The sequence below is a fragment of the Thiobacillus sp. genome, assembly GCF_030696885.1.
In the GTDB taxonomy this organism is placed as follows: domain Bacteria; phylum Pseudomonadota; class Gammaproteobacteria; order Burkholderiales; family Thiobacillaceae; genus Thiobacillus.
The window spans coordinates 98,633-105,818 of the sequence record NZ_JAUYRI010000012.1; the positions used below are offsets into that span (position 1 = coordinate 98,633).

Genomic DNA, 7,186 nt, shown 5'->3' on the forward strand with positions numbered 1-7,186 from the left:
CGCTTTGGTACTGCTTTTAGTTTTTTTCGTGGGTACGCGCGTCGTAGCGCAGCACGTCGGGGCGATCGTATTCGTCGCCTGGCAGCTTCTTCAGCGCATCGAACTGCGGCCACGAGCCGGTCTCGCCCGGCGCCGCTTTCCACAACTTCACGCGCAGGTCGAACCATGCCGCCTGGCCGGTCACCGGGTCGGAGTTGGTGACGCGACGCTCACCGGCCTTTTCCGGCAGCAGCTCGGAAATCAGGTGGTTGAGCAGGAAGCCCTTGGTCGCTTCCGAGGCATTTTCCTTCAGGCCCCAGGCGCCCTTCTGCTTGCCGATCGCGTTCCAGGTCCAGATGGTGTTTTCCTGGGTGCCTTCCATGGTCTTGACCTGGCACCGGATCTTGCCGTTGTGCGACTCGACCCAGATCCAGTCGAAGTCCTTGATGCCCATTTCGGCCGCCTTGCGCGCGTTCATATACATGTAGTTCTGCGCCATGATCTGACGCAGCCACACGTTCTGCGAATCCCACGAGTGGTACATGAACATCGGCCGCTGGGTCAGCGCGAAAAATGGATATTCGTCCGCGTCGACGCGCTGCTGCTCGAGCGGCTCGTACCACATCGGCAGCGGATCGAAGTACTTCACCAGCCGCTCGCGGTCGACCTGGTTGTTCGGCTGCGGACCGTCGTACAGGCCCTGCCCCGCGAGGCGGAATTTCTGCAGCGGCTCGGAATAGAACTGCATGATGATGGGCTCGACCTTGCCGACGAAACCGACGTCCGCCGCCACTTCGAGGTAATCCTTGTTGGCGTAGCGCATGTACTTCTGGTTGTCGGGCCAGTGATGGGCAAAGAAGCTCTCGTTCTCGATGTACTTTTCCCACTGGTTCGGATTCGGCTCGCCCTTCAGCGACTTGGTGCCGTCCTTGCCGCGCCAGCCGGCGAGGAAACCGATGCCGGGCGAACGCTCGAAGTTGACGATGAAGTCTTTGTAGCCGCTGAACTTACGCGTGCCGTCCGGCTTGGTGAAGGCGGGGAATTTCAGGCGCGAAGCCAGTTCGACCATCACCTCCTGCCACGGCCGCACATCGCGGTCGGGGGTGACCAGCGGATGACGGATCGCGTCAGCCGCCGCATCCGGCTCGGAAATCGGACGATCGAGCAGCGAGATGGTGTCGTAGCGCTCCAGGTAAGTCGTGTCCGGCAGGATAAGGTCGGCAAAGTTGGTCATTTCCGAATGGAACGCGTCGATCACGACCAGGAACGGGATCTTGTACAGGCCCGGCTCGTCAGGGTCCTTGGCGCGCAGCATGTCCTGCACGTTGGCCGTGTTCATGGTCGAGTTCCACGCCATGTTGGCCATGAACAGGATCAGCGTGTCGATCGCGTAGGGGTCGTGGTTGACCGCATTGGTGATGACCATGTGCATCATGCCGTGCGAGGACAGCGGAATCTCCCACGAGAAGGCCTTGTCGATGCGCAACGGGTTGCCGAACTCGTCGATCACCAGGTCTTCCGGACGCGTCGGGAAGCCGAGCGGCGGACGCGACAGCGGTGTGTTCGGCGCATTGATGATGTCGATGTTGTTTTCCGGCAGCTGATGCGGCGGAATCGGCTTCGGGTACGGCGCACGGGCGCGAAAGTTGCCCGGCGCGTCGAGCGCGCCCAGCAGCATTTGGATCATGTGGATCGCACGGCAAGAATGGAAACCGTTGGAGTGCGCCGCGATGCCCCGCATCGCGTACATCGCCACCGGGCGGCCGACGACTTTGTCATGTTTGCGGCCCCACACGTCGGTCCATTCGATCGGCAATTCGACTGTTTCCTTGAACGCGACGTGCGCCATTTCCAGCGCGATGCGCTCGATGCTTTCGGCCGGCAGGCCGCATTCCAGCGCGACGTTTTCCGGTGCGTAGCGCGGGTCGAGATAGCGCTCGACCATCAGCGACATCACGGTCTTGACGCGGCGGCCGTCGGGCGCCACGAATTCGCCGAACAGCGCCGGCGCGATGTCACCGTCGATGCCGTTCTTGAAGGCTTCCTTTTCGATGTCCCAGATCAGCGGGTGGTCGTTTTCATCACGCAGGAACAGGCCATCGCCCTTCTGCCCCGGGCTTTGGACCACCAGCCAGGAGGCGTTGGTGTAGCGCACCAGGAATTCGTAGTCGAACTTTTCGTGCTTCAACAGCACGTGCACCATCGACATCGCCAGCAGGCCGTCCATGCCCGGCTTGACCGGCAGCCATTCGTCGGCAATCGCCGAATAGCCGGTGCGCACCGGGTTCACGGTGACGAACTTGCCGCCCTTGCGCTTGAGCTTTTCAAGGCCGATCTTGATCGGGTTGGACGAGTGGTCTTCCGCCACGCCCCACATGATGAAGTACTTGGCGTAATCCCAATCGGGCGCGCCAAATTCCCAGAACGAGAAGCCGATCGAATACAGGCCGGCTGCCGCCATGTTGACCGAACAGAAACCGCCGTGCGCCGCCCAGTTGGGGGTGCCGAACTGCTGCGCCCACAAGCCGGTCAGTGCCTGCATCTGGTCGCGGCCGGTGAAGTAGGCCAGTTTCGACGGGTCGGTCGCGCGGATCTCTTCCAGGCGGTCGGTCAGCACGTCGAGCGCCTGGTCCCAGGAAATCGGTTCGTAAATACCTTCGCCGCGCTCGGTGCCGGGCTTCCTCATCAAGGGCTGGGTCAGCTTGGCGGTGGAATACTGCTTCATGATCCCGGCCGAGCCCTTGGCGCACAGCACGCCCTGGTTGGTCGGGTGGTTGCGGTTGCCCTGGATGAAGCGGACCTTGTTGCCCTCCATCGTCACTTTGATGCCGCAACGGCAGGCGCACATGTAACAGGTGGTGTACTTGATTTCCTGTGCGTCGTGATTTTCGAGTTTGATCTTGGCGTTCATACGGCCTCTAGGTTCAAAATTGCCCCCGGCGGTTTCGGGTGAAACCGCGCAATAGTCCTGCCTGGATATTCCATACTGGGTCAAGCTGCAAGCAGTGCCAGCGCATCGACTGGATGCTTCGGGGGACGGCTATATATTAATGTTTCCGAATATATTGTTATTTTGCACTTGCTGCCATCCCCATGGCAAGCAAAAAGCCTGATGCACCTATAAGATAGCCTAATAACTGGTCGGGTTAACCACACCGCAAGGACTGGATTTACCGCGTGCTCACTTCGGCCAGCAGGGACTCGATGAGGACCAGGGCCTCGCCCTCGTCCCATTCGGTCGGCCCCGTCAGCACATGGCGCACGCGCCCCTCGGCATCCAGCAAAAAGGTGGTGGGCAGCGCGAACACTTTCCAGCGTTTGGTGTTGCTGCCGTCCGGATCAAGCAGAATCGGGAAACCAAGCGTCATTCTGGACAGGAAGGCATCCACCTCTTCCCGGGTTTCGGCGCTGTCGAGCGCAACGACGGCCAGCGGCCGCCTGGCCATTTTCACCCGCAGCCGTTCCATTGACGGCATTTCGCGCAGGCAGGGCGGGCACCACGACGCCCAGAAATTGAGCACCACCACCTTGCCGCGATAGTCGGCCAGCGTGCGCGTCGCGCCCTTCAGGTCCAGCGCCTTCAGCGCCGGCGCCGGGGTCGCCGCCCGGGTCTCGAATCCGGCCGCCTGCACGGCGCCCGCCAGCCCCAGTCCCATCGCACACAGCATCAGCAATCGTTTCATTGACATCCCCAGGCTTCCAGTTCCCGCAGCAGCATGGTGTCCATGCGGCGGCTTTCGGCAATTTCGAATTCGGTCGGCGTTTCGCGCACCCAGTAGCCTTCGCGCAGGTTTTCCAGGATCACGTGGCTTGGGGTCGCCCCCAGCCGTGCCAGATGGTCGAGCTGCCCGGGCAGCCAGGGCGTGGCGGCCGACCGGCGCGGCTGCAGCACCCGCACCCGCAAGCCCGACAGGTCGCCCACGTTCAGATAATCGGGCTCGGACAAGGCTTCCGCCACGGTGTAGAGATTCGGATACATCAACAGCATGCACAGCCGCTGCCGCTCGGCCGGTTGCAACAGAGCGGCCCCGCGCAGCACCGGCACCGCGGCGCGCGACACCGCATACACGGCGACCTGCTTTCCGCTGCCCAGTGCCGCGCGCAGCCAGTCCGCCATGTCCTGCGCTGGCAGCGCATCCATGCTGCTCGGCAACTGCGGCAGAAAGTAGGCGCTCACGGCATCGAGCGACCACACCGAGACCCCGCGCCCGGCCAGCAAACGCGCCGCCTGCAATTCCGGCTCGGCGCGCCCGCGCTCGGGTGCAGCCCACAACAGCAACCGCTCGCCGTCCGCCGGAAAGGCCTGGTAATCCGGCAGGTCGGCCTGCGCGGCGGACGCACACACTACCAAGCCCAGCATCAGCCATCGCAAAAAACGCATGCGTATCCCGACTCCGAAAACCCGCCATCCTGCCATGGCGCAGACGTACGGCAAGAGGTACTTATTACTGTTACTGGGCACGCCAGTTCCCGGATCGACCGCCCTCTTTTTCCAGCAGCCGGATGTCGCTCAGCGTCATGCCACGGTCGACCGCCTTGCACATGTCGTAGATGGTCAGCAACGCGACGCTGACGCCGGTCAGCGCCTCCATTTCAACACCGGTCTTGCCGACGGTTTCGGCGGTCACGGTGCAGCTCATCGAGGATTCGCCCTCGTCCGGGCTGAATTCAACGCCCACCCGGGTCAGCGCAATCGGGTGGCACAGCGGGATCAGTTCGGCGGTGCGCTTGGTGGCCTGGATGGCGGCGATGCGGGCGATGCCGAGCACGTCGCCCTTGTCGGCCTGCCCGCCCACAATCCGCGCCAGGGTATCGGGTAACATGCGGATCCGTCCGCTCGCCACGGCGACGCGCCGGGTGTCATCCTTGTCGGCCACATCGACCATGACTGCGCGGCCGCCCGCGTCAAAATGGGTGAATTCGCTCATATTGGGCTCGATCTCAATGAATAAACGGAGGAACCTTGTCGGCAGTCCGCGCATCGTAAACGAAATGACACGTCTCTTCCTCCCGCTCGTCCCATGCTGCGCACCCTGCTTGCTCTGAGTCTGGCCCTCCAGTCGGTTGCGGCGGCCGACCTGCCCGATCTGGGCGAAGTGTCGCGGCAATACTTTTCCGACCAGGAGGAACAGGCACTGGGACGCATCATCATGCGCGACGTCTACGCCGATCCGCGCTATCTGGACGATCCCGAAATCGAAACCTATCTCAATCAGCTCGGCTACAAGCTGGTGTCGGTCAGCACGCGCAACCAGCGCGAATTCATCTTCTTCGTCGTCGACGACCCCAGCATCAACGCCTTTGCGATGCCGGGCGGCAACATCGGCATCCACACCGGACTGCTGCTGGCCGCGCAAAACGAGTCCGAGCTGGCGAGCGTGGTGGCGCACGAAATCGCCCACGTCACCCAGGACCATATCGCGCGCATGGTCGCCTCGCAAAACCAGAGCTACTGGCCGACCATGGCCGCACTGGCGCTTGCGCTGCTGGCAGCGCGCTCCAATCCCAATGTGGCGGGCGCCGCCATCGCCACCACCCAGGCCTACTCGATCCAGAACCAGCTCAATTTCAGCCGCGACTACGAGCGCGAAGCCGACCGCCTGGGGTACGACATGCTGACCCGGGGCGGTTTCGATCCGCGCGGCATGAGCGGGTTTTTCAATCGCCTGGAGCGCGCCAACCGCTTTTACGACAGCAGCGCGCCCGCCTACCTGCGCACCCACCCGCTCACCACCGACCGCATCGCCGACATGGCGGCGCGCAGCGAGGACACACCCTACCAGCAGGTGGCTGACAGCCTCGACTTCCAGCTGGTGCGTGCGCGCCTGCGCGCTCAGGCAGACAGTCCCCAGGACGCCGTGCAGGCCGCCCGCGCCGCACTGAAGGACAAGCGCTACAGCAACGAAATCGCCGCCCGCTACGGGCTGGTGACCGCGTTGGTCCGCGCGCGCCAGTTTGCCGAGGCCGAAACCGAGGTGAAAAAACTGCTGGCCGGCCAGACGCCCCACCCGATGATCCAGCAGCTGGCTGCCCGCAGCGCGCTCGCCGCCGGCAACCCTGCGCTCGCCCTGCAGCGCTATCAGTCGGGCAGCACAGTCCATCCGGGCTATCAGCCGCTGCAATACGGCTATATCAGCGCCCTGCTGGCGGCCGGACGCTCTCATGACGCGCTCGCCCGCGTCGATCGGCAACTGGCGCTCTACCCGCTCGACCGCCGCCTGTGGCGGCTGGCCGCCCAGACCCACGCCCAACTGGGCCACCGGCTGCTGAGCCATCGCGCCCAGGCCGAAGCCGCCGCGCTGAGCGGCAATCTGATCGCCGCAATCGAGCAAATCGGCCTCGGTCTCAAAGCGGGCGATGGCAATTTTCAGGAACTTTCTGCGGCCGAAGCGCGACAACGCGAGTGGCAGGCCGCTGAAAAAGCCCTCCGCAAAAACCCGTAAACAGCCCGAAATCCTCCATATTACGGGCTGCTGGTAGGAATTTACCCCGCGGTTTTCCAGTAAAAAATCGTGTCCGGCCTTGCGCCGCAAAAACCTATTCCACTATGCTTCGTGTCATCCATACACTGGATAGCGCGCTCACTGCAGGGCCCGCCCAAGTGGCAAGCGCTTCACCACCACGTTAAAAATTAGGAGGATGACTATGCGAAAGTTGCATCAAGTAGCAGCAGCCTGTGCGATCAGCGCCATCATGCTGTCAGGCACCGTGCTGGCACAGGCGCCGGCTGGAGCCACTGCCCCCAAGAAAGAAGAGACCGGTAAGGACATCGCGTTCAACCGTTCCAAGGGCAACTGCCTGGCCTGCCATGCCATGCCCACCCTGCCTGACGCCGAGTCGCCTGGCATGTATGGTCCGCCCCTGATCGCCATGAGCGCACGCTTCCCAGACAAGGCCAAACTGCGCGCCCAGATCTGGGACGCCACCAAGGCCAACCCGGCCAGTTCCATGATCCCCTACGGCAAGCATGGCGTGCTGTCGGAAGCGGAAATCGACAAAGTGACCGACTTCGTTTACGGCCTCTAATCAATAAGTAATCCATCGCATTTTTTATCAGGAGATAGTGAATGAATGCACTTCGTAGAAACGTACTGAAAGGCGCTGCCGGTGCAGGCGCCGTGGCCGTGGCCGTGGCCGCCGGTCTGCTGAAGCCGACCCAGGCGATGGCTGCCTGGAACAAGAGTGCCTTCGAGGCCAAGAACGTTGG

At 62.9% G+C, this 7,186-nt stretch carries 7 protein-coding genes; 3 read left to right on the plus strand and 4 right to left on the minus strand.

Going from position 1 to position 7,186, the window contains the following annotated elements:
- Positions 1-16 precede the first annotated feature (16 nt).
- From Q8R61_RS05745 to moaC, 4 genes are all read right to left on the minus strand, one after another.
- Positions 17-2,890 (minus strand): molybdopterin oxidoreductase family protein, encoded by a 2,874-nt coding sequence (locus Q8R61_RS05745; RefSeq protein ID WP_305535138.1) that lies wholly within the window; start codon positions 2,888-2,890, stop codon positions 17-19.
- Positions 2,891-3,149: 259 nt separating this feature from the next.
- Positions 3,150-3,662, minus strand: a complete 513-nt coding sequence (locus Q8R61_RS05750; protein WP_305535140.1) for a TlpA disulfide reductase family protein — start codon at positions 3,660-3,662, stop codon at positions 3,150-3,152.
- Complete coding sequence (locus Q8R61_RS05755) at positions 3,659-4,360, minus strand: hypothetical protein (protein ID WP_305535142.1); 702 nt, start codon at positions 4,358-4,360, stop codon at positions 3,659-3,661. Before Q8R61_RS05755 ends, Q8R61_RS05750 begins: the two co-directional genes overlap by 4 nt.
- Positions 4,361-4,430: 70 nt before the next feature.
- Positions 4,431-4,907 carry a cyclic pyranopterin monophosphate synthase MoaC gene (gene moaC / locus Q8R61_RS05760; RefSeq protein WP_305535144.1) on the minus strand — a complete coding sequence of 159 codons (477 nt, stop codon included), beginning with the start codon at positions 4,905-4,907 and terminating at the stop codon, positions 4,431-4,433.
- A 93-nt stretch (positions 4,908-5,000) separates the two neighbouring features.
- Between moaC and Q8R61_RS05765 the strand changes: the two genes are divergently transcribed.
- From Q8R61_RS05765 to Q8R61_RS05775, 3 genes are all read left to right on the plus strand, one after another.
- A complete protein-coding gene (locus Q8R61_RS05765) occupies positions 5,001-6,422 on the plus strand; it encodes a M48 family metalloprotease (protein ID WP_305535146.1) in 1,422 nt (473 codons plus the stop codon).
- 202 nt (positions 6,423-6,624) lie between these two features.
- Positions 6,625-7,005 (plus strand): sulfur oxidation c-type cytochrome SoxX, encoded by a 381-nt coding sequence (soxX, locus tag Q8R61_RS05770; protein ID WP_305535148.1) that lies wholly within the window; start codon positions 6,625-6,627, stop codon positions 7,003-7,005.
- A gap of 41 nt (positions 7,006-7,046) precedes the next feature.
- On the plus strand, positions 7,047-7,186 hold a 140-nt coding region (locus tag Q8R61_RS05775), incomplete at its 3' end, for a twin-arginine translocation signal domain-containing protein (protein WP_305535150.1).

Excerpts from the sequence above, each read along its gene's own strand:
- soxX (WP_305535148.1), top strand. The coding sequence starts at position 6,625 with ATGCGAAAGTTGCATCAAGTAGCAGCAGCCTGTGCGATCAGCGCCATC.
- Q8R61_RS05765 (WP_305535146.1), top strand. The coding sequence starts at position 5,001 with ATGCTGCGCACCCTGCTTGCTCTGAGTCTGGCCCTCCAGTCGGTTGCG.
- moaC (WP_305535144.1), bottom strand. The coding sequence starts at position 4,907 with ATGAGCGAATTCACCCATTTTGACGCGGGCGGCCGCGCAGTCATGGTC.
- Q8R61_RS05755 (WP_305535142.1), bottom strand. The coding sequence starts at position 4,360 with ATGCGTTTTTTGCGATGGCTGATGCTGGGCTTGGTAGTGTGTGCGTCC.
- Q8R61_RS05745 (WP_305535138.1), bottom strand. The coding sequence starts at position 2,890 with ATGAACGCCAAGATCAAACTCGAAAATCACGACGCACAGGAAATCAAG.
- Q8R61_RS05750 (WP_305535140.1), bottom strand. The coding sequence starts at position 3,662 with ATGAAACGATTGCTGATGCTGTGTGCGATGGGACTGGGGCTGGCGGGC.